This window comes from Rugosimonospora acidiphila (assembly GCF_039543385.1).
In the GTDB taxonomy this organism is placed as follows: Bacteria; Actinomycetota; Actinomycetes; order Mycobacteriales; family Micromonosporaceae; genus Rugosimonospora; species Rugosimonospora acidiphila.
Window position 1 is genome coordinate 110,799 of record NZ_BAABJQ010000013.1, and the last position, 21,345, is coordinate 132,143.

Here is a 21,345-nt window from a genome sequence, read left to right on the forward strand (position 1 = left end):
CCTCGCTCTCATACCGGCCGGGCGAACACGCCCGGGTCGTCTGTCGTTGCCCGCGCGCCCGCGCCGAGACCCGTGCTGCCGCTGGGATCCACGCTGACACTGGGATCCGCGCTGGCACGGGGATCCACGCTGACACTGGGATCCACGCTGGCGCCGGGATGGGTGTTCGGGGTGTCGTCGCGCCAGCGCGGGCCGTCCGGGTAGAGGTACTCGGCGACGGAGATGGGCAGCATCTGAGCTCCGGCGCCCGGGCCGCGCGGCGCCACGTAGTGGCCGTCAGCCACCCGTGCCGGCTCGACGAAGTGTTCGTGCAGGTGGTCGATGTACTCGATCATGCGGTTTTCTGTGCTGCCGCTGACCGCCACGTAGTCGAACATCGCCAGGTGCTGGACCATCTCGCACAGCCCCACGCCGCCGGCGTGCGGGCACACCGGCACGCCGTATTTCGCGGCGAGCAGCAGGATCGCCAGGTTCTCGTTCACGCTGCCGACCCGGCACGCGTCGATCTGCGCCACGTCGATCGCGCCCGCCTGGAGCATTTGCTTGAACATCACCGCGTTCTGGACGTGCTCCCCGGTGGCCACCTTGGTGGGCGCCACCGCGCGGCGTACCGCGGCGTGCCCCAGTACGTCGTCCGGGGAGGTGGGTTCCTCGATCCAGTACGGGTTGTAGGGGCGCAGCCGGTCCATCCAGGAGATGGCGTCGGGCACCCCCCACGCCTGGTTGGCGTCCACCGCTATCAGCACGTTGGGCCCGACGGCGTCCCGGGCCAGCCGCAGCCGCCGGATGTCGTCGGGCAGGCTGGCACCCACCTTGAGTTTGATGAGCCTGAACCCGTCCCGGACGGCCTCCCTGCACAGCCGGACCAGCTTCTCGTCGGTGTAGCCCAGCCAGCCCGGTGTGGTGGTGTATGCCGGGTACCCGTTGGTGAGCAGCCGCTGTTCGCGATCCTGCCGGCCCTCCCCCGCCCGGGTCAGGATGTCGATGGCCTCCTGCTCGGTGAGCGCGTCACGCAGATACCGGAAGTCCACAAGGGACACAAGTTGCGCCGGCTCCAGGTCGGCCAGCAGCTTCCACAGCGGCTTGTTCGCCGCCCGGGCGACCAGGTCCCACATGGCTGTCAGCACGGCCGAGGACGCCATGTGGATGACACCCTTTTCCGGGCCGAGCCAGCGCAGTTGGCTGTCACCGGTCAGCTCGCGCGAGAACGCGCCGAGGTCGTTGAGTATCTCGTCCACCGGGCGACCGACCACCAGCGGAGCGAGCGCCCGCACGGCGGCGACCTGCACATCGTTGCCGCGCCCCACCGTGAAGGTCAGGCCGTAGCCCTCCCGGCCGGTGCTGGTGCGCACGACGACGTACGCGGCGGAGTAGTCCGGGGCTGGATTCATCGCGTCCGAGCCATCGAGCTGGCGCGAGGTCGGGAATCGAACGTCGAAGGTGTCCAGGGCGCAAAAGAGCTCAGTCACGGATCTGCCTTCCCTGCGCGCAGGCGCCATCGGCTCGTTGGACAAGCGGGAGCCGTTCGGTGCCGCGGGGCAGCGATTGAAAGGCCGCCCGTAGGCGGCGACCAAACATCTGATGTCTTTATAGCCTGTGATGATCGTGCATGTCTAGGGTGATCTCGCTGGCGTCCCGCAGCCGGCCCCCCGTCGAGGGGCCGGGTCGGGCAACTGTCCAGATGGACGCGGGGTCCGGCAATACATACGATGTCTGCCGCCCGGCGGCATCAGGCGGAGGGATTGACCGATGGCTCTGACGGACGACGCGATCGCCCGGCTGCGCAACATGATCCAGTCGGGTGAGCTGCCGCCCGGCGCCAGGCTGCCGTCCGAACAGCAGCTCGCGGCCCAGATGGGGCTGTCCCGCAGCGGGGTGCGCGAGGCCGTGAAGGTGCTGGAGTCCGCGCGGGTGCTGGACGTACGCCGCGGCGACGGCACCTACGTGACCAGCCTGGCCCCGCGGCTACTGCTCGAGGGCCTCGGGTTCGCCGTCGAGCTGCTGCGCGGCGACACCCTGCGGGAGGTCATGGAGGTGCGCCGGATGCTGGAGCCGTCCGCCACCGCGCTGGCCGCGGCCAGGATCACCGACGAGCAGGTCGAGGCGCTGGCCGGGCTGGTCGACCGGATGGGCACGGTTGCCGGCGACGCCGAGGCGCTGATGGAGTGCGACATCCAGTTCCACCAGCTGGTCGCCGGCGCCACCGGCAACGAGACGCTGACCTCCCTGCTCGAGGGGCTGTCCGGCCGCACCGTGCGGGCCCGGATCTGGCGCGGCCTGATCGAGGGCAATGTCGCGGGGGCCACCGTCGACGAGCACCGGGCCATCTTCCTGGCCCTGCGGGCCCGCGACCAGCCGCTGGCCTACGCCGCCGCGCTGCTGCACGTGAACACCTCTGAGGCCTGGCTGCGCACCATCGTGAAGCCGCAACGCCCCGACTGACCCGCGCGCCGTCCGGGACGGGGGCGGCGAAAAAAATCCGAGGTTCACCCGACCCGGGCCGTGACGCGTTTCCGGCCCGGAACCTCGCCGCCACCGCGCCGGCTGGACCGCTGGCGATCGATCCCTCTCTAGACACGGTCGTCGAGATGGTCTAGAAAGACATCTGACGTCTACGGTGATCACACCGTTTACCGCTGGAACGGACGTGGGCGCCACCGGGCCGCGAGCGCGCGGCATCGGTCTTTCCGTCAATGCTGCCCGCGCCGCCGCGATCTGCCGCGGCGACGCACATCCGCGAACCCCCGTTCATGAGCGAGGAGAGGCGCATGACCACACCCCACGACGCCCCGGGTAATGCCACCGCAAGCCACAACACCGCAAGCCACAACACCGCAAGCCACAACACCGCGGGCCACAACGCAGCGGGCCCCGACCCGGCCGGCGGCGGCCTGAGCCGGCGGCGGATGCTGGGCGGCGCGCTGGCTGCCGGTGCCTTCGCGCTGACCTCGGCCGCGTACAACCGGGTGTCCTCGCCGGCCGCGTGGGCCGGCACCGGCACGTCCGGCGCGGGGCAAACCACCAATCCCTCCCTGACCCTGTGGTTCAACACGGTCGGGGTCGACTGGCAGAACGACGCCTTCCCGGTCGGCAACGGCCGGGGCGGCGCGATGATTTTCGGCGGGGTACAGACCGAGCAGATCCAGTTCAACGACGAGACGCTGTGGACCGGTGGGCCGGGCTCCGCCGAGGGCGGACACGACTACACCTTCGGCAACTGGGACCCGCCGCGGCCGGGCGTGGTGGACTCGGTGCGTGCCACCATCAACACGCAGGGCAGCTCCGACGAGCAGGTGACCGCGGGGGAGCTGGGCCAGACCAAGTGGGGGTACGGCGCCTACCAGACCTTCGGCGACGTCTTCCTCACCGCGCCCACCGCGCCGCAGACCGTCACCGACTACCGCCGCGACCTGGACATGTCCACCGGGCTGGCGCACGTGCGGTTCGTCGGAGACGGAGTCACCTACCAGCGGGAGTACTTTGCGAGCTACCCCGACGATGTCACCGTCGGCCGGGTGACCGCCGACCGGCCGGGCCAGATCAGCGTCACGGTCAGCATCACCACCGCCGACAACCGGTCGGTCACCCTTACCGCCGCGTCCGGCCGCATCACCATGCGCGGCAACCTGCAGGACAACGGGCTGCTGTACGAGGCGCAACTGCTGGTGCTGGCCGAGGGCGGCAGCACGGTGACCAACGCCGACGGCACGGTGACCGTCACCGCCGCCGACGCGCTCACCCTCCTGCTGACCCACGGCACCAACTATGCCAACAAATACCCGCACTACCGCGGCGTCGACCCGCACGACAAGGTGACCAAGGCCCTCGACGCGGCGCGCCGCCGCTCGTACCAGCAACTGCGCGACCGGCACGTCGCCGACCACACCGCGCTGTTCGGTCGGGTGCGCATCGACATCGGTCAGGCGGCCTCCACCGAGCCGACCGACCTGCAGCTCAACGACTTCAAGGCGGCCCGCAAGGTGGATGTCACCACCCCGGCCAGCCCCGAGCTGGAAATGCTGCACTTCCACATTGGACGGTATTTGCTCATCTCCTCGGCCCGGGCCGGCACCCTGCCGCCGAACCTGCAGGGCAAGTGGAACAACTCCACCGCCCCGGACTGGCAGGACGACTACACCACGAACATCAACCTGGAGATGAACTACTGGCCCTCCGACCTGACCAACCTGCCCGAGACGGTCGCCCCGCTGGCGGACTTCATCGAGAGCATCCGCGAACCGGGCCGGGTCACCGCCCGGCAGCTGTGTGACGCGGGCGGCTGGGCCGCGATGAACCACCTCAACATCTTCGGGTACACCGGTGTGTCCACCAACGCCTCCACCTGGTCGCCGGAGTCCACCGCCTGGCTGCTGCGCCAGCTGTGGGAGCACTACCTGTTCACCCAGGACGAGAAGTTCCTGCGCTCGGTGTACCCGGCGATCAAAGAGCACGTGCAGTTCTGGATGGACTACCTGGTGGTCGATCCGAGCGACGGTACCCTGGTCGTCTCGCCGAGCTACTCGCCGGAGCACGGACCGTTCACCAACGGCTGCTCGTACAGCCAGATGGTGATCTGGGATCTGCTGACCAACACCATCGAGGCCGCCAAGGTGCTGGGCGACAAGCAGTTCCGCCAAAGCGTGGAGAAGCTCAAGGCGCGGCTCGACCCCGGGCTGCGCATCGGCAGCTGGGGGCAGCTGCAGGAGTGGAAGCAGGATCTGGACGACCCGACCGACGGCCACCGCCACACGTCGCACTCGTACGGGCTGTTCCCTAGCAACCAGATCACCGCCGAGGGCACCCCCGAGTACTTCGCGGCGGCCGGCGTCAGCATCCGCGCGCGTACCGCCAACACGGCGCAGAACGACATCGGCTGGAACCGGGCGCAGAAGGCGAACCTGTTCGCCCGGCTGTACGACGGCAACATGGCCCGGGAGCAGATGGACCATCTGTTGTGGCGCAACACCTTCTCCAACTTTCTCAACGACTGGCCGTTCCAGATCGACGGCAACTTCGGCGTCACCGCCGGCCTGGCCGAGATGCTGCTGCAGAGCCACGCGGGATTCGTGCACGTGCTGCCGGCACTGCCCGACGGCTGGGCCGCCCGGGGCTCGTACGACGGACTGCGGGCGCGCGGCGCGTTCACCGTCGGTGTCGACTGGGCGGCCAGGGTGCCCACCGAGATCCGGGTCGTCTCGGATCGGGGCGTGGACCTCGAGCTGCGCAGCGCCCTGGTCGGCGGCCGGTTCGAGCTGACCGCCAAGCACGGCAAGGCGCCGCGGTACAAGGTGGACGGTGACCAGCTGAGCATGCCGACCACCCCGGGAAACAGCTACACCCTGCGGGCGAAGTCCCACTGAGACCCTCCAGATGACGGCAAACGGCCGCACCGTCCAGCACGGCGGTGCGGCCGTCGCCGTGCGTGCCGTCGCCGTGCGTGCCGTCGCCGTGCGCGCCGTCGCCGTGCGCGCCGTCGCCGTGCGCGCCGGCCTCCGCGTGCCGCTTTCCGGGTGCCCGCCCCTCCGCGCGCTGCCCCTTAGCGCCGTCCTTCGTCGTCAGTGTTCGTCAGACCAAGCTCGTTCTTCATCCGATGAACATCTTGACCAATATCTGAGCCCCTCGTTACGATGCGGTTACCGGCGGCCTGCGGCGCATTCACCGACATCGCGCGCCACCAGCGAGGCGGGTCCAGCCGGCGGGCGCTTGCGCTCTCCATGCATGTCGGTGTGATGACCTGACCGAGGAGGATTAGTGTCGAGCGGTTCCCGCTACCGACTCATCGGGCTACTGGCCGCGACCGCGGCAGCAGTGGTTCTAGGAACCACGCCCACCGCCACCCCTGCGGCCGCGTCCGGGGGATGCGCGCAGGACCAGATCTACGTTTCGCCCAGCGGCAACGACCACAACTCCGGCACCAAGGCCAAGCCGTTCAAGACGGTGCAGCACGCCCGCGACACCGTCAGCCAACGCGGGTTGAACAAGGCGGGCAAGATGCGCTGCGACGTCGTGGTGAACCTGCGCGCCGGCGACTACCCGGTCGACCAGACCATCACCTTCAACGAGAAGGACTCGGGCAACAACGGGCACCAGGTCATCTACCGCAGCTATGACGGGCCCGGCAAGGCCCGGCTGCTCGGTGCCAAGCCCATCACCGGCTGGCAGCAGTACCAGGGTGACATCTACCGGACCCAGGTCGACCCCAGCCACCCGTTCTACACCCTGTTCGAGGACGGGCAGCGGGCCACCACGGCCCGATACCCCAACCGGGCCGAGGACGACAAGTGGGCGCCGTACCTGACGACCGCCCTCAACACCGACTACCTCAACAGCCAGACCTGGCTGACCTACAACCCGGGTGACTGGAACCCGGACTGGGACATGCACGACGCCCAGGTGGTCATCTGGTCCGGCGGTCACTGGAGCTGGTTCACCGACACCGACCCGGTCCTGGACGTGTCCTGGAACAAGGGCCTGGCCACACTGAAGTACCCGACCCGGTACTCCATCGAGACCGAGGACCCGGGCTCGCGGTACTTCCTGCAGAACTCACTGTCCTTCCTGGACTCTCCGGGGGAGTACTACCTCGACTCGCAGACCGGCTGGCTCTACTACTGGCCGCGCACCGGAAACATCAACGACACCACCATCATGGCGCCGACGGTCAGCACCATCCTGTCGATCGCTGGTAGCTCGGAGTCCCAGCGGGTACACGACCTGACCTTCGACGGGATCGCGCTGCAGTACTCGGACTTCATGGACTGGTACCGCGACGGGTTCAACTACGCCGGTGACTCCGGCGTGGACCACAAGTACCCGGAGTATGACCGACAGATCGAGATGCCGCGCAACCGGTTCGGCATGGTGACCATGACCAACACCCACGACGTCAACCTGAAGTCCATGGATATTTCGGACTCGGGCTACACCGCGGTGTACATGCTGTTCGCCAACGACCACGACAGCGTCACCGACAGCCTGCTCGAACATCTGGGCGCGGACGGCATCAAGGTCGAGGGGCCGTACCCGGGCGAGGGCGACGTGGCCAACCACAACACGTTCACCGACAACTACATCAACAACTATGGTGAACTCGTGCCCGGCGACGCGTCCGGCGTCGAAATCATGGACAGCGGCAACAACCTCATCAGCAACAGCGTCATCGAGCACAGCGCCCGGTACGCGGTGACGCTGGAGACGCTGACCACCGCCGCCAACGCGGACAACTACACGCACGACAACACCCTGCAGTACCTGAAGGTCTCGGACGTCGGACTGGACAGTGGCGACATGGGCGCCATCTACGCGTACGGCGTGCAGGACTTCGAGCCGCACACGATCGTCAACCACATGTCGCAGATCACGATCGACAACGTGAACGCCGACCCGTCGATGCCCGACACGCCGCCCAGCGGCGTGCACATGGACGGCGGCGGTTGCGGCTTCGACTTCTCCGACATCCAGGTGACCAACGTGGAGTACAAGCCCTACCACGGGGACACCAGCTGCAACACGTTCGAGAACGACAGCTGGAACGCGGGCTTCGACCCGAGCCAGATGCAGTTGGACAAGATCGGTGTGACCTCGGCGTACCCCTACGCCCCGCCGCAGTAACCGGCGAAGTGATCCGAGGGCGGGCCGGCGGCCAGATTGGCTGCCGGCCCGCTCGGCCGCGTGTCGGAGGAGGGAGTTCGACGGTCGGGGCAGGCCCCGGGGGTTCAGGCCTGAAGGTAGGGAATGGTCTGCGGGCCCTCGGGCAGCACGCAGACCGTCGCGTGTGGACCGTGCCGCGCGACGCAGTCGGCGATGTCGGCGGTCTGCTCCAGGTGCGCCTCGGCCAGCTGCGCGTCGGACAGGTACGAGGTGTGCATGACCACCCGCGCGGCGGTCTGGATGCGGGCCTGGATCTGCACCTGCCACTGGTCCGGCACGGCGCGCGGCCGGCTCTGAATTTCCCGCAGCAGCGCGGCGGGGGAGGGCTGGGAGGTCAGCACCTCCCGGTACGAGCCGTGATCCGGGAAGCCGTCGCGGCACTCGGCCGCGCAGATGATGGTGCCGCCGGGACGCACCACGGTCGCCGCCGCCGACATGCCCTTGACCGATTGGTAGAGGTTCTGGTCGAGCGGGAAGCCGGCGTTGGTGGTGAGCACCACGTCGAACGGCTCCCGTACCGGGCGCATGGCGATGGTGCGGGCCGCCGCGGTGGCCGCGGCGTGCATGGCCAGCAGGTCGCCGCCGAACGCGGCCACGATCCGCTGCTCCCGGTTGAGAATCACGTCGAGGGCGAAGTGCACGCCGGTGCCGGCGGCGATGGCGCGCACGTCGTCGTGGACCGGATTGCCCTCGATAACGCCCCAGGTGGCGCGGGGGTCGCCGATGCGCTGCGCGTCGTGCAGGGTCAGCACCGTTTCCAGGCCGGCGAGGCCGGGCGCGACCAGCTTGGGGCCGCCGGAGAAGCCGGCGAAGAAGTGCGGCTCGACGAAGCCGGTGGTGATGCGCACATCGGCGTCGACCCACTCGCGGTTCAGCCACACCGGGACGTCCCTGCCGAAGGTCCCGACGAACCGCAGCGCGCCGTCGTCCCGGGCGTCGTGGTTGACGATCCGCAGGTTGTCGACTATCCAGTCGCCGAACATCTGGCGCAGCTCGGCGTCGGTGTTGCCCCGGTGGGTCCCGGTGGCCACCAGGATCACCAGATCGTCGTGGGACACGACGCCGTCGAATTCCTCCAGGATCGCCTCGACCATGACCCGGCGGGGCTGCGGGCGGGTGCCGTCGCACGCGGAGATGGCCACGGTCTGGCCGGGACGCACCCGGTCGCGCAGGGGCGGCCCGGCCTCGGGATGACGCAGCGCCTCGCGCAGCGCGGCCCGCTCGTCGCCGACCACCGGCGGATGGGCCGGGGTGATGACGGTGGTGCGCCCGTCGGGCAGGTCGACGGTGAGCCCGTCGGTGCCGTACGCGAGCTGGACCCTCATGCGCGCTCCAGCCCGTACCACTCGCGGGCGCAGCCGGCGAAGACCGAGTCCCGCTCCGGCGCGGACAGGTCCGCGGTCAACTCGTGGGCGGCGGCCAGCCACCGCTCGTAGGAGGAGGCCAGCAGGCAGACCGGCCAGTCCGAGCCGAACATCAGCCGGTGCGGTCCGAACGCGTGCAGCGCCGTGCGCGCGAACGGCGCCAGGTCCTCGACCGTCCACCGTGTCCAGTCGGCCTCGGTGACCAGCCCGGAGAGCTTGGCCGCCACGTTCGGGGACGCGGCCAGGGCGGCGAGGTCGCGCGACCACTGCCCCAGTTCGCCGGCGGCGATCGGTGGCTTGCCCAGGTGGTCGAGCACGAACCGCAGTCCCGGAAGCTCCGCCGCGGTCCGCGCGGCGGCCGGCAGTTGGTTGGCCACGAGCAGCAGATCGTAGGCCAGGCCGGCGTCGGCCACCGCCGCCAGCCCGCGCCGCACGTCGGGCCGGCACAACCAATCGGGATCCGGCTCGCCCTGCACTCCGTGCCGGATGCTCACCAGCCACCGCCCGCCGGGCCCTGCGCGCAGCTCGGCGATCCGGTCGGCCACCGCGGGATCGGTCAGGTCGACCCAGCCGACGACCCCGAGGATCAGTTCGGAGGCGTCCGCCAGGGCGAGGAACTCCGGGGTCTCGGCGGCCACCGGTACGGTCTGCACCAGCACCGTGCCCCGCACTCCGGCCGAGGTGGCCGGTCCGGCCAGGTCGTCGAGCCCGAAGGAGCGATGGATCGGGCCCATCCGGACCGGGTCGATCCAGCCCTGCGGCCGCACGGTGAGGTCCCAGACGTGGTGATGAGCGTCGATAGTCATGTCAGCGCTCCGCGAGTCGTGGCCACAGCTCGTCCGGCACGGGCGTGTCGAGCAGGGCCAGGTCCTGGTCGACCTCCTCGGCGCTGCGGGCGCCGACCAGCACGGTGGTCACCGCCGGATGGCGCCGGGGGAACTGCACCGCGGCGGCCGGCAGCGTCACCCCGAAGCTCTGGCACTCGGCCTGCATGGCCAGCGCCCGCGCCAGGATCGGGGCCGGGGCCGGCTGGTAGTCGTAGTGGGCGTCAGGCCCCGGGTCGGCGAGGATGCCGCTGTTGAAGACCCCGCCCGCGATCACCGCCACCCCGCGGCGCAGGCAGGCCGGCAGCAGGTCCTCGTCGGCGCGCTGGTCCAGCAGCGTGTACCGGCCGGCGACCAGTACCGCGTCGATGTCGGTCTCCCGCACGAACCGGGCGAGCATCTCGGCCTGGTTCATGCCGACCCCGATGGCCCGCACCACGCCCTCGTCGCGCAGCCGCGCCAGCGCCGGGTACGCCTGCCCGACCGCCTGCTCCCAGTGGTCGTCCGGGTCGTGGATGAACACCAGGTCGAACCGGTCCAGGCCGCTGCGCCGCAGGCTCTCGTCCAGGCTGCGGCGCACCCCGTCCGCGCTGAAGTCGATGACCCGCCTCAGCGGTGCGTCGTCGGCGAACCCGGCCGCCTCGTCCGGCCCGTCGGCGCGCACCAGCAGCCGCCCGACCTTGGTGGAGACCACCGCCTCGGCGCGCGGCACGGTGCGCAGGAACTCACCGAGCCGGCGCTCGGCCAGCCCGGCACCGTAGTGCGGCGCGGTGTCGTAATACCGCACGCCGCCGTCCCAGGCCGCCCGCAGGGCGGCTCGGGCCTGCTCCGGCGGTACCGCGTCGTAGAGTCCGGCCAGCGGCGCGGTACCCAGGCCGAAGGGCCCGCGCCGTAGCGCCTCGACGAACGGCTTCGTCGAGGCGCCGGGCGAATCGGGTGCGGTCACGACTGGTTCGCGGGGCGCAGCCGCAGGCCGGCCATGCCACCGTCGACCGCCAGGTCCACCCCGGTCGTGGAGCCGGCCCCCGGGCTGGCCAGGTACGCGATCGCGCCGGCCACCTCATCGGCCCGCACCAACCGGCCGTGCGGCTGCCTGGCCTCCAACGCGGCGCGCTCGGCCGCCGGATCCGTCGCCACCGAGAGCAGCCGGTCGATCCACGGGGTGTCGGCGGTGCCGGGGTTGACGCAGTTGACCCGGATGCCCTCGCGCAGGTGATCGGCGGCCATCGCCCGGGTCAGCGCGAGCACCGCGCCCTTCGACGCCGAGTAGAGCGCGCGCTGCGGCAGGCCGGCGGTGCCCGCGATCGAGCAGGTGTTCACGATCGCCGCGTGCGACGAACGGCGCAGGTGGGGCAGGGCGGCCCGGCTGGCGCGGACCATGCCGACCACGTTGACGTCGAACACCCGCTGCCACTCCGCGTCGGAGTTGTCCTCGACGCCGCCCTGCGCGCCGATGCCGGCGTTGTTGACCAGGATGTCCAGCGCCCCGAACCGGTCGACCACGGCCTGCACCGCGGCCTTGACGCTGTCGTCGTCGCTGACGTCGCAGACGATCCCGTGCAGTGGCGCCTCGACGTTCTCCGGCTTCAGGTCGAGCACCGCCACCTTGGCGCCCCGCTGCGCGAGCAGCTGCGCGGCGGCCAGGCCGATGCCGGACGCGCCGCCGGTCACCGCGGCGACCAACCCGTCGAATTCACCGGTGCTCATGCGCCCGCCTCGTTTCGCTCGCCGGCCGCCTGAGGCAGGACCGCGCGGTAACCATGATTCCCTCGCTGACGCTCGCTCATGCCTGCCCCATCTCTTGGCGGGCACGGCCCAGCCCATCGATTTCCATCTCGACCACGTCACCGGCGCGCAGGAACGGGAAGTCGTTGGTGCCGAACCCGACCCCGGCCGGGGTGCCGGTGTTCACCAAGTCGCCCGGTTCGAGCACCATGAACTGGCTGAGGTACCACACGACGTGGTACACGCCGAAGATCATGTTCTTGCTGTTGCCGTTCTGCCGCTGCTCACCGTTGACCCAGGTGCGCATGCCCAGGGCCTGGGGATCGGCTACCTCGTCGGCGGTGACCAGCCACGGGCCGAGCGGGTTGAACGTCTCGCACGACTTGCCCTTGTCCCACTGGCCGCCGCGCTCGGTCTGGAACTCCCGCTCGCTGACGTCGTTGGCCATCGCGTACCCCGCGATGACGCCGGCCGCGTCGGCGGGCGAGTCGAGGTAGCGGGCCTTGCGGCCGATGATCACGGCCAGCTCGACCTCGTAGTCGGTCTTCACGCTGCGCCGGGGGATGAGCACCGTGTCGTCGGGGCCGACCAGGGTGTCGGCACCCTTCATGAAGATGATCGGCTCGGTCGGGGCCGTCGCGCCGGTCTCCTCGGCGTGGTCGGAGAAGTTCAGCCCGATGCAGACGATTTTGCCCGGGCGGGCAATGGGCGCCCCGATCCGGTCCGGCGCGGGCAGTTCGGTCAGCGATCCTCCAGCGAGGGCGGCGCGAACCCGCTCGACGCCGTCGCCCGCGAGGAACGCGCCGTCGATGTCGGTGGTGACCGGCGAGATGTCGTAGTAGCGGCCATCGCCGTCGAGCACCGCGGGCCGCTCGGCCCCGGCCGGCCCGACTCGCACCAGCTTCATGAGATGTCCCCTTGTCACAGTGCCTGGCGAGCATCTCTGGTGAGCGTGCCTGGCGCGGCCTCGGGCGATGCCCTTTCGTGGGGCGATACCCTTTCGCGCCGGTCGTCGCTCCAGATTAACCCGATGTATGGTTGCATCGCAGCCTCGCACACTCCCGGGAAGACTGTCTAGATCCGTTCCAGAATGCGATCCTGTTGACTTGGTCACCGGTCGTACCGCTCCCCAGCCGTCCGATATCATCGGATGACTCGCCCACGCTGAGTGCCAATCCGCGCCCCATTGGCGACCGTCGAATGTGGACCCGAATCCGGCGCGCGGGGTCAGTTCGGACGTAGCGTCCAGACGATGCGAAGCTGCGCGGCCACCGCGCCGTCGCCCCGGGTGAGGTCCACGGTGACCGTGAACTCCGGCCGCTGGCCCGCGTCCAGTTCGGCCAGCACCTCGTCGCGCGGCCGGTCCAGCCGGGCCGTCGCCTCGACCGCGCCCATCGCCAGCTTGCGGTACTCGATGTCGGCCCGCACCGCGAGCGGCACCGCCCGGCCGAGCTGATCGCCGAAGGTCGCCATCACCACCGCGCCCGAGGCCGTCTCGGCGAGGCTGAACATGGCGCCCGCGTGCGGCCCACCGACGTGGTTGTGCAGCCGCGGGTGGTCGGACATCCGAGCGGTGACGCAGCGCCCGTCGTCGCTCGCGGCGATGAACTCCACGCCGATGGTGCGGGCGAAGGGCACCGCGTCCAGCATGCTGGCGCCCAACGCGTCCAGATCCGTCATGCCGCACAGATTACCCGCCGGTAGCCATTTTCGGACAGCCGTTCGGACGGCTTCCCGTCGCAACCGTTGCCGCGTGGCAACCGGCTACTTATGATCATGCGGTCCTATCGATCCCCGTCGGCGTGTGGGGATCGACCATAACTGAACAAACGGGGGAATGATGCGAGCAATTCGCGTTGCTATCGCTGGTGCGGCGGCCGTTGCCGTCATGCTGGCGGTCGCACCCGCGGTTGCCAGTGCCGCTGCGGCGGCTCCGGCGGCGGTGGGAGGGGCTGGTGCGTATTATTCGCTGGCTCCGAGCCGGATCCTGGACACCCGTTCTGGTCTGGGTGCGCCGGCTGGTGCGGTCGGGCCGAATGGGGTGCTGCACCTTCAGGTGTCCGGCCGTGGTGGGGTGCCCATGACGGGGGTTGCCGCGGTCGTGCTGAATGTGACCGTGGTGTCGCCGACGGTGGCTAGTTACCTCACCGTGTGGCCCACGGGTGGTGCTCGTCCGACGGTGTCGAACATTGACTTCGCGGCGGGGTGGACGGGGGCCAACTCGACGACGGTGCCGTTGGGTAGTGGCGGTCAGGTGGACATCTACAACCTGACGGGTCAGGTGCAGGTCCTCGCCGATGTGGTTGGCTTCTACGCCAGCGACGCCTCGGCGACCAGCACCCTCGGCGACGGTGGCGACATGGTTTCCGTCGCGCCGTCCCGGGTCTTCGACAGCCGTGACAACGATCGGCCGCTGTTCAGCCCGGGCGGACTGACCCTCTCGTTGGACTTCGGACCGGCAATTAACCCGTATGTCCAGGCGGTGGCGATCAACCTGACGGCCGTGAACCCGCAGGGCAGTGGCTTCATGGCCATCTGGGACGGCGCGGGGACCCCGCCGGGGACCTCGACGCTCGACTACGCGGCCGGGAAGACGGTGTCGAACCTGACGATCGTCCCGACGACACCGTGCAACATCGGTCCGGCGTGCGCCGGGCGGCCGATGTTCTCCGTTTACAACCAGGGTGCCGCCACCGACGCCTTGGTGGACGTCACCGCCATCTACACCGACACCGCCATCGGTGCCGGTGGGCGGTTCCAGCCCATGAACCCGGTGCGCATCGCCGATACCCGCACGGCGCTGGGCGCACGCGGGCCGCTCGGTGCGAACGACACGGGCCTGTTCGGCCCGCCGACCTCGGTCTGGGACAGCAACACCTACGCGCTGGCGGCCAACGTGACAGCGGTCGCCCCGACCGCCGACACGTACCTGACCGCGTGGGCCGCCGGCGACTCACGGCCCCCCAGCAGCAACCTGGACCCGGCCAGGGGGTCCACTGTGGCCAACACGGCGGACCTTCCGCTGGGTGAGGGCCACGCGTTCAACGTGTACAACCACGCGGGCACCGTCAACGTGCTCGTCGACGTTCAGGGCAGGTTCGAGCTGCCCGCGGCCGCGCCCGCCAACACCCGGGACGCGGGCCCGGCCACCAGGGCGGCGGCGTCACCGGTGGCGGTGGTCGGCCACCAGGCGTACCGCACGCGCGGCTGACTGAGCCCGCCACGGGTACGGGGGTCGCTCCGCTTCGGCGGGCGGCCCCCGCTTCGCGCCTCGGTGGTTCGGCGAGGGCCGGCCCGGCCGTTCGTCGTCGTCGGCCGCCGTTTCGGATAGCTTCGCCTCCCCGCCGTTGCCGAGCGCTGAACGTTCGCATAAAGTCATGCGGTCCCACGACCCTGATCAAACGATCGGGGTCGATTCTAGTTAGACCATCGGGGGTTTAATGCGAGCAATTCGCGTTGCTATCGCTGGCGCGGCGGCCGTTGCCGCCATGCTGGCGGTCGCACCCACTGTCGCCACTGCCGCTCCGGCGGCTCCGGCGGCGGTGGGAGGAGCCGGTGCGTACTATTCGCTGGCTCCGAGCCGGATCCTGGACACCCGCTCGGGTGTGGGCGCTCCGGCTGCCGCGGTCGGGCCGAATGGTGTGCTGCACCTTCAGGTCACCGGCCGGGGCGGGGTGCCGGCCCACGGGGCCGCCTCGGTCGTGCTCAACGTGACCGTGGTCTCGCCGACCGGCTCCAGTTACCTCACCGTGTGGCCCACGGGTGCCGCCCGTCCGACCGTGTCGAACATTGACTTCCCGGCCGGATGGACGGGGGCCAACTCGACGACGGTGTCGTTGGGTAGCGGCGGCAAGGTCGACATCTACAACCTGACCGGTAATGTGCAGATCCTCGCCGACGTGGTTGGCTTCTACGCCAGCGACGGCACGGTGACCAGCACCCTCGGCGACGGGGGCGACATGGTTCCCGCGGAGCCGGGGCGTCTGGTGGACACCCGCGAGGACGGCGGTCCGGTGGGTAGCGGGGGCGAAGGCACCGTCACAGTGGACTTCGGCCCGGATTACAACCCGTACATCCAGGCGGTGGCGGTCAACGTGACGGTCGTCGACGCGACCGGCAGCGGCTTCCTGACCACCTGGAACGGACAGACTGCCCGGCCGGGAACCTCGACGCTCGACTACGCCGCCGGCAAGACGGTGTCGAACATGGTGATCGTCCCGACGGCACCATGCACGGTGGATCCGACGTGCGCCGGTATTCCGGCGTTCGAGATCTACAACCAGGGGGCGACCACCGACATCCTGGTGGACGTCTTCGCCATCTACACCGACACCGCACAGGAACTCGGTGGACGGTTCCAGCCCATGAACCCGGTGCGTATCATCGATACGCGCTCGGGCCAGGGCGGCCACGGGGCACTCGGCACGGGTACTACGGCCGAGTTCATCCCGCCGGCCTCGGTCCAGGACGCCGGCACCTACGCGCTCGCGGCCAACGTGACAGCGGTCTCCTCGACCGCCGACACGTACCTGACCGCGTGGGAGTCCGACGATCCGCGACCGGATGTCAGCAACCTGGATCCGGCCAAGGGTGCCACCATATGCAACACGGCGCCCCTCTCGCTGAGCTTCGCGGACGGCGGGTTCGACGTGTACAACCACGCGGGCACCATCAACGTGCTCGTTGACGTCGAGGGCAGGTTCGAGGTACCGGACGCCGTGACTGCCAACGCCCGGGCCGCCAGCCCGGCCGCGAAGGCAGCGATGTCGCCTGTGGCGGCGATCGGGCACCACCTGTACCGCTGATCCATCCCGTTCACGGTCCGGGGGCCGCTCCGCTTCGGCGGGCGGCCCCCGTTTCGCGCCTCGGTGGTTGGGCGTGGGCCGGCCCGACCGCCCGTCGTCGATTGCCGTTTTGACGGCTTCGCGGTTTCGTCGTTGCCGAGCGCTGAACGTTCGCATAAAGTCATGCGGTCCCACGACCTCGATCGAACGATTGAGGTCGATTCTCGTTAAAACCATCGGGGGTTTAATGCGAGCAATTCGCGTTGCTATCGCTGGTGCGGCGGCCGTTGCCGTCATGCTGGCGGTCGCACCCGCGGTTGCCAGTGCCGCTGCGGCGGCTCCGGCGGCGGTGGGAGGGGCTGGTGCGTATTATTCGCTGGCTCCGAGCCGGATCCTGGACACCCGTTCTGGTCCGGGTGCGCCGGCTGGTGCGGTCGGGCCGAATGGGGTGCTGCACCTTCAGGTGTCCGGCCGTGGTGGGGTGCCCATGACGGGGGTTGCCGCGGTCGTGCTGAATGTGACCGTGGTGTCGCCGACGGTGGCTAGTTACCTCACCGTGTGGCCCACGGGTGGTGCTCGTCCGACGGTGTCGAACATTGACTTCGCGGCGGGGTGGACGGGGGCCAACTCGACGACGGTGCCGTTGGGTAGTGGCGGTCAGGTGGACATCTACAACCTGACGGGTCAGGTGCAGGTCCTCGCCGATGTGGTTGGCTTCTACGCCAGCGACGCCTCGGCGACCAGCACCCTCGGCGACGGTGGCGACATGGTTCCCGTCGCGCCGTCCCGGCTGGGCGACACCCGCGAGGCGGGCGACGGCGGTGGTCCGTTCGACAGCGGTGAGATGCAGTACGTCATCGTCGACTTCGGGCCGGACCTCAACCCGTATGTCCAGGCGGTGGCGGTCAACCTGACGGCCGTGAACCCGACGGGCAGTGGCTTCATGACCGCCTGGAACAGCATCGGGGACGCGCCGGGGACCTCGACGCTCGACTACGCGACCGGCAAGACGGTGTCGAACATGACGATCGTCCCGACGACGCTATGCACCCCGTCCACGAAACCGTGCGCCATGTTCCCGGAGTACGTCGGGTTGCCGATGTTCGCGATCTACAACCAGGGCGCCACGACCGACGCCTTCACGGACATCTTCGCCGTCTACACCGACACCGCCATCGCCGCCGGTCTGCGGTTCCAGCCCATGAACCCGGTGCGCATCATCGACACGCGCACGAGTCAGGGCGGGCACGGGGCGCTCGGTGCGGGCGTCACGGCCGCGTTCACCCCGCCGACCTCGGTCCGCGGCAGCAACACCTTCGCGCTGGCGGCCAACGTAACGGCCGTCTCCCCGACCGTCGACACGTACCTGACCGCGTGGGCCACCGGCGATCAGCAGCCGGTGGTCAGCAACATGGACCCGGCCAAGGGCACCACCGTGGCCAACACGGCGGACATCCCGCTGGGTAACAACGCCGCGTTCAACCTGTACAACCACGGCGGCACCATCAACGTGCTCGTCGACGTCCAGGGCAGGTTCGATCTGCCCACCACGGCGGCCGCCAACACCCGGGTCGCCATCCCGGCCGTCAAGGCATCGAAGTCGCCGGTGGCGATCGCCGGATCGCGAATGTTCCGCACGCACGGCTGATCCATCCCGTTCACGGTCCGGGGGCCGCTCCGCTTCGGCGGGCGGCCCCCGCTCCGTATCCGCTTCTCAGCCGTCGGCCGTGGCGTCCTCAGCCTCCGACGTTGATCCAGCCTCCGGCGGTGGCTCCCTCGGCCTCCGGCGGTGGCTCCCTCGGCCTCCGGCGGTGGCTCCCTCGGCCTTCGGCGGTGGCTCCCTCGGCCTTCGGCGGTGATTCCTCAGCCTTCGGCGGTGATTCCTAAGCCTTCGGCGGTGGCCGCGGGTGAGATGGCGGCGGTCGCCGTGGCGGGCGCGGCGGCCGTGGCGACAGCGGCGGGTGCGGCGCGTTGAAGCGCCATCGCCACCACGAACGGCCAGCACGCCTGGATCGACGTGTCGATCCGCTCGGCCAGGCCCACCAGCCCGTCGGTCTGCGCCTCGACGAACAGCCAGCCGAGCATGGCGACGAACAGCCCGGTGGTGACGGCCGCGACCGGCACGCTCACCACGGCGCACGTGCGTGGGCCGCGCCAGGCGGTGAGCGCCGGCCACGCCGCGAGGCTCGCCGTGCAGATCACCGCGAAGGTCAGGTGCTGGACGGTGGTGCCCCGGACCGGTTCCGGGCACAGCGCTACCCCGATCGCCGATGCACCCCCGACGGCAAGCCCGATCCGGGCGGGCCGCCGCAGCGCCGTCAACCCGGCCGCGATCGCGCCGTAGCAGACGCCGACGAGCACTAGCGCGCTGGTGACTATCCATCGGTGTGCTCCCGCGTGCCCGGCCAGAATGCTGATGGTCTGGTGTACCGGGCTGTAGCCCTCCGGTTGGACCGCGTCGCCGACCAACCACCCCGCGGTCGGCAGTGTCGGGCACAGCGCGGCGCAGACCAGTACCCACCACGCGACGCGCCGGTGCGGCGGCTCCGATCCGGTGAGGGTGCCGACCGGGTCGTGTCGTTCGTTGAGCATCGCGTTTCTCCACGGTGGCGCGCGGCCGGAGCCGGGGCGTGGCGGAGGCGAGCACCCCCCAGGTGAGGACGCTGGGGAGCGCGGCCGGAGCCGGGGCGGGGCGGGCGAGCACCTCGACGGGTTCCGAGCGCGGAACCTTCGAGGCGCGGCGAACCTTCGAGGCGCGGTGGAACCTCCGGGGTGCGGCGGAACCTCCGGATAATACGGACATTACGGACCTATTGTGTCACGCCCGGCCGGCCCCGGCCGGCGAACGCCGCCGGAGCCCGCGCGATCCTTCCGTCGCAGATATCTCCGCCCGTCTCCGGATCCGGCCCATCCACTGTGGACTGATTCGCGGCCCGGCCGGCATTGACTTCGTATCTTGAGCCGAGCTATAACGAGCTGTACGCGCTGGTAACACGCGTTCGCTGAGCGAACGCGCTGGCGCACGGCGAGACGGCCGGCACCTCGGGCCAAGGAACACGCGAGCAGCTCATCGGTGATCCCCCGAGCGACGTCGCCGTTCGGGGCGTGGGACAAGAAGGGCCCCCGAATGGCATTCAACACGCTCGGCGCCGCATCCCCAGAGAAGTCGGCGAGGCCGGGAGGCTCGGCCGTCCGTACCCTGACCATCGGCACGCTCGTCGCCGCCTGCTTCGCGGTGATGCTCGCGCAGATCGGCATCGCCACCCCGGCCACCCTCAACGGACTGTTCCAGCAGGACCTGCACCCGGTGGGTTCCCAACTGACCTGGATATCGGACGCGTTCCTGCTGCCGGTGGCCGCGCTGGAACTCAGCTTCGGGGTGCTCAGCGACCTGTTCGGCCGCAAGCGGCTGCTGCTGGTCGGCGCCGCGCTGCTCGCGGCGGGAGAGTTCGTCGCCGGCTCCTCCTCGGGCGTGCACCAGCTGTGGGTGGGTCAGGCGCTGGCCGGCCTCGGAGCCGCCGCGCTGTTCCCGACCTCGCTGGCCATGCTGGCCGCCGGCACCCACTCCGCCCGGGACCGGGCCCGCGTCATCGCGCTGTGGGCGGGCTTCCTCTCGGCCGGCGGCCTCATCGCGCCGGTACTCGGCGGTGTCACCGGTAACTACGGGTCCTGGCGCTGGGCACTGATTATCGTGGGCATCCTCGGCGTGGTGTCCATCCTGCTCAGCCTGGTGCTGGCCGCCGAGTCCAGCGCGCCGGAGGGGCGCTCGCTCGACTGGGCGGGTCAGGCCACGGTCGGCATCGGACTCATCGCGCTTCTGTACGCCGTCATCCAGGGGCCCACCGACGGCTGGTCGTCCGCGTCCGCCATCGTCGGCTTCATCGTGGCGGCCGTGTTCCTCGCGCTGTTCCTGGTGACGGAGGCCCGGGTCAAGTCGCCGATGCTGCGCCTGGACCTGTTCTCCAACCGGGCTTTCGCGGTCGCCGCGACGGTCGCCGTCGTCGGCATGTTCAGCTTCCTCGGCACCGCGTACGCGACCAGCATCCGGCTGGGCCCGATCCAGCACCAGAGCCCGCTGCGCACCTCCGTGCCGTTCCTGCTCCTGCAGGGCCCGGCCTTCGTGCTGATCCCGTTGACCTCCTGGCTCCTCGAACGGGTCAACCCGCGCTGGCCGCTCGGGCTCGGCTTCGTCATCATGGCCGCCGGCCAGTTCTACGCGGCGACCCTGCCGGTGGGCAATACCACGCTGACCTCACTGGTCGTGCCGATCGGCCTGGTCGGGGTCGGCTTCGCGCTCAGCGTCTCGTCGATGACCGCGACGGCGGTGAACACGGTGCCGATCCACTTCGCGGGGATGGCCAGCGCGACCACCAGCCTGCTGCGCGACTTCGGCTTCACGCTCGGCCCGGCGGTGATCGGCGCCGTCGCGCTCAGCCAGGCCGCCACCCGGTTCGGCGCCGCCGTGCAGACCGCGGGACTGCCCGCGGACCAGCTCAACGCGGCGCTGGGCGCGGCCAAGGAGGGCGGTCCGCTCGCGGTCAACGGGATCCTGCCCGGCCAGCCGGGCTCGGCGGCGCACCCCGCGGCCTTCGACGCGCTGGGCCACGGCTACTCGATCGGGTACCTGGTCTGTGGCGCCGCCGCCCTGGCCGCCGCGATTCTGACCGTGGCCGCCATGCGGGGCGGCCGGTCGGACAACATCGTGCGCCAGGAGGCGCTGATTGAGAAGGCCGGCCTCTACTCCGGCTGACCGGCGCGCCCCCGACCGGCGCCCCGACGGGCGCCGGACCCGCACTCGGGCCGGGCCCCCGGCTCCGCGTTGGGGCCCTGCTGGGCCCGGACCGCGTCCGGGCACGGCTGGGTTCGGGCACGTCCGGGTTCGGGCAGGGCCGCGTTCGGGCAGGGCCGGGCTCGGGCAGGGCCGGGTTCGGGCAGGGCCGGGTTCGGGGCCGGCTGGGTTCGGGCAGGGCCGCGTCCGGGGCCGGCCGTCGGGGCCCG

The 21,345-nt window shown here is 70.3% G+C and carries 15 protein-coding genes; 7 read left to right on the forward strand and 8 right to left on the reverse strand.

The window, feature by feature from the left end; translation table 11 throughout:
• Positions 1 to 8 precede the first annotated feature (8 nt).
• The gene (locus tag ABEA87_RS22035) at positions 9 to 1,469 is read right to left on the reverse strand and encodes an enolase C-terminal domain-like protein (RefSeq protein ID WP_345632365.1); all 1,461 of its coding nucleotides are present in this window, start codon (positions 1,467 to 1,469) and stop codon (positions 9 to 11) included.
• 280 nt (positions 1,470 to 1,749) lie between these two features.
• On the opposite strand from ABEA87_RS22035, the gene ABEA87_RS22040 reads away from it, so the two are divergent.
• The 3 genes from ABEA87_RS22040 to ABEA87_RS22050 all read left to right on the forward strand — a co-directional run bounded on the left by ABEA87_RS22040 (position 1,750) and on the right by ABEA87_RS22050 (position 7,611).
• Positions 1,750 to 2,442, forward strand: coding sequence for a FadR/GntR family transcriptional regulator (locus ABEA87_RS22040; protein ID WP_345632367.1), 693 nt, complete (start codon positions 1,750 to 1,752; stop codon positions 2,440 to 2,442).
• 326 nt (positions 2,443 to 2,768) lie between these two features.
• On the forward strand, positions 2,769 to 5,360 hold the full coding sequence (locus tag ABEA87_RS22045; RefSeq protein WP_345632369.1) for a glycoside hydrolase family 95 protein: 2,592 nt from the start codon (positions 2,769 to 2,771) through the stop codon (positions 5,358 to 5,360).
• A 391-nt stretch (positions 5,361 to 5,751) separates the two neighbouring features.
• The gene (locus tag ABEA87_RS22050) at positions 5,752 to 7,611 is read left to right on the forward strand and encodes a right-handed parallel beta-helix repeat-containing protein (RefSeq protein WP_345632371.1); all 1,860 of its coding nucleotides are present in this window, start codon (positions 5,752 to 5,754) and stop codon (positions 7,609 to 7,611) included.
• A 104-nt stretch (positions 7,612 to 7,715) separates the two neighbouring features.
• Here the strand turns inward: ABEA87_RS22050 and larA are convergent, their stop codons facing one another.
• From larA to ABEA87_RS22080, 6 genes are all read right to left on the reverse strand, one after another.
• On the reverse strand, positions 7,716 to 8,975 hold the full coding sequence (gene larA, locus ABEA87_RS22055) for a nickel-dependent lactate racemase (RefSeq protein ID WP_345632372.1): 1,260 nt from the start codon (positions 8,973 to 8,975) through the stop codon (positions 7,716 to 7,718).
• On the reverse strand, positions 8,972 to 9,820 hold the full coding sequence (locus ABEA87_RS22060) for an amidohydrolase family protein (RefSeq protein WP_345632373.1): 849 nt from the start codon (positions 9,818 to 9,820) through the stop codon (positions 8,972 to 8,974). Before ABEA87_RS22060 ends, larA begins: the two co-directional genes overlap by 4 nt.
• Before the next feature lies 1 nt (position 9,821).
• Positions 9,822 to 10,784 (reverse strand): aldo/keto reductase, encoded by a 963-nt coding sequence (locus ABEA87_RS22065; protein WP_345632374.1) that lies wholly within the window; start codon positions 10,782 to 10,784, stop codon positions 9,822 to 9,824.
• Positions 10,781 to 11,545, reverse strand: a complete 765-nt coding sequence (locus ABEA87_RS22070) for an SDR family NAD(P)-dependent oxidoreductase (protein WP_345632375.1) — start codon at positions 11,543 to 11,545, stop codon at positions 10,781 to 10,783. Before ABEA87_RS22070 ends, ABEA87_RS22065 begins: the two co-directional genes overlap by 4 nt.
• Before the next feature lie 76 nt (positions 11,546 to 11,621).
• Complete coding sequence (locus ABEA87_RS22075) at positions 11,622 to 12,470, reverse strand: fumarylacetoacetate hydrolase family protein (protein WP_345632376.1); 849 nt, start codon at positions 12,468 to 12,470, stop codon at positions 11,622 to 11,624.
• Positions 12,471 to 12,790: 320 nt separating this feature from the next.
• The gene (locus ABEA87_RS22080) at positions 12,791 to 13,243 is read right to left on the reverse strand and encodes a DUF4442 domain-containing protein (RefSeq protein ID WP_345632378.1); all 453 of its coding nucleotides are present in this window, start codon (positions 13,241 to 13,243) and stop codon (positions 12,791 to 12,793) included.
• 400 nt (positions 13,244 to 13,643) lie between these two features.
• On the opposite strand from ABEA87_RS22080, the gene ABEA87_RS22085 reads away from it, so the two are divergent.
• The 3 genes from ABEA87_RS22085 to ABEA87_RS22095 all read left to right on the forward strand — a co-directional run bounded on the left by ABEA87_RS22085 (position 13,644) and on the right by ABEA87_RS22095 (position 17,995).
• Entirely contained in the window at positions 13,644 to 14,774 is a 1,131-nt protein-coding gene (locus ABEA87_RS22085; RefSeq protein ID WP_345632380.1) for a hypothetical protein, read from the forward strand.
• 229 nt (positions 14,775 to 15,003) lie between these two features.
• The gene (locus ABEA87_RS22090; RefSeq protein ID WP_345632382.1) at positions 15,004 to 16,368 is read left to right on the forward strand and encodes a hypothetical protein; all 1,365 of its coding nucleotides are present in this window, start codon (positions 15,004 to 15,006) and stop codon (positions 16,366 to 16,368) included.
• Positions 16,369 to 16,834: 466 nt separating this feature from the next.
• Positions 16,835 to 17,995, forward strand: a complete 1,161-nt coding sequence (locus ABEA87_RS22095) for a hypothetical protein (RefSeq protein WP_345632384.1) — start codon at positions 16,835 to 16,837, stop codon at positions 17,993 to 17,995.
• Between the two features lie 215 nt (positions 17,996 to 18,210).
• On the opposite strand, the gene ABEA87_RS22100 is transcribed toward ABEA87_RS22095, so the two are convergent.
• On the reverse strand, positions 18,211 to 18,939 hold the full coding sequence (locus ABEA87_RS22100) for a DUF998 domain-containing protein (protein ID WP_345632386.1): 729 nt from the start codon (positions 18,937 to 18,939) through the stop codon (positions 18,211 to 18,213).
• Between the two features lie 535 nt (positions 18,940 to 19,474).
• Here ABEA87_RS22100 and ABEA87_RS22105 point away from each other — a divergent pair.
• Positions 19,475 to 21,097 carry an MFS transporter gene (locus tag ABEA87_RS22105; protein ID WP_345632388.1) on the forward strand — a complete coding sequence of 541 codons (1,623 nt, stop codon included), beginning with the start codon at positions 19,475 to 19,477 and terminating at the stop codon, positions 21,095 to 21,097.
• Positions 21,098 to 21,345: the final 248 nt, after the last annotated feature.

Excerpts from the sequence above, each read along its gene's own strand:
- ABEA87_RS22095 (WP_345632384.1), top strand. The coding sequence starts at position 16,835 with ATGACGGGGGTTGCCGCGGTCGTGCTGAATGTGACCGTGGTGTCGCCG.
- larA (WP_345632372.1), bottom strand. The coding sequence starts at position 8,975 with ATGAGGGTCCAGCTCGCGTACGGCACCGACGGGCTCACCGTCGACCTG.
- ABEA87_RS22090 (WP_345632382.1), top strand. The coding sequence starts at position 15,004 with ATGCGAGCAATTCGCGTTGCTATCGCTGGCGCGGCGGCCGTTGCCGCC.
- ABEA87_RS22075 (WP_345632376.1), bottom strand. The coding sequence starts at position 12,470 with ATGAAGCTGGTGCGAGTCGGGCCGGCCGGGGCCGAGCGGCCCGCGGTG.
- ABEA87_RS22085 (WP_345632380.1), top strand. The coding sequence starts at position 13,644 with ATGACGGGGGTTGCCGCGGTCGTGCTGAATGTGACCGTGGTGTCGCCG.
- ABEA87_RS22105 (WP_345632388.1), top strand. The coding sequence starts at position 19,475 with ATGGCATTCAACACGCTCGGCGCCGCATCCCCAGAGAAGTCGGCGAGG.
- ABEA87_RS22060 (WP_345632373.1), bottom strand. The coding sequence starts at position 9,820 with ATGACTATCGACGCTCATCACCACGTCTGGGACCTCACCGTGCGGCCG.
- ABEA87_RS22040 (WP_345632367.1), top strand. The coding sequence starts at position 1,750 with ATGGCTCTGACGGACGACGCGATCGCCCGGCTGCGCAACATGATCCAG.
- ABEA87_RS22080 (WP_345632378.1), bottom strand. The coding sequence starts at position 13,243 with ATGACGGATCTGGACGCGTTGGGCGCCAGCATGCTGGACGCGGTGCCC.
- ABEA87_RS22100 (WP_345632386.1), bottom strand. The coding sequence starts at position 18,939 with ATGCTCAACGAACGACACGACCCGGTCGGCACCCTCACCGGATCGGAG.
- ABEA87_RS22070 (WP_345632375.1), bottom strand. The coding sequence starts at position 11,545 with ATGAGCACCGGTGAATTCGACGGGTTGGTCGCCGCGGTGACCGGCGGC.
- ABEA87_RS22045 (WP_345632369.1), top strand. The coding sequence starts at position 2,769 with ATGACCACACCCCACGACGCCCCGGGTAATGCCACCGCAAGCCACAAC.